We start from the raw sequence: 265 nt of genomic DNA, 5'->3' as shown, positions 1-265 counted from the left end.
GCGATGGAGTACTTGGCGCACGCCGAACCCGTTGAGGCGGACGTGTTGGAGCGCCTGGTACCCGCACACGTGCTGGACGGGCTCGAAGCGCGGTCGCTGATCATCGTGGAGCCCGGCATGTTGGTGCGCTGCGCCCATCCGCTCTACGGCGAGATCACCCGAGCCCGAACGGGAAGGCTGCGCGAGCGACGGGTGTTCCGGCGCTTGGCGGAAGCAGGCGCGGCGGACCAGTTGCGGTTGGTGGACTGGCGACTGCGCGGCGGGC

Annotated in this window: 1 protein-coding gene; it reads left to right on the top strand. The window is 70.2% G+C overall.

The window, feature by feature from the left end:
- The coding region (locus CCN37_RS37550; RefSeq protein ID WP_210408393.1) for a hypothetical protein at window positions 1-265 on the top strand (265 nt) is incomplete at both ends.

It is taken from the genome of Allokutzneria sp. NRRL B-24872 (assembly GCF_002155965.1).
Lineage (GTDB): Bacteria > Actinomycetota > Actinomycetes > Mycobacteriales > Pseudonocardiaceae > Allokutzneria.
Note: the sequence above shows the minus strand (reverse complement) of the source record. Positions and strands in the feature narration are given on the sequence as shown.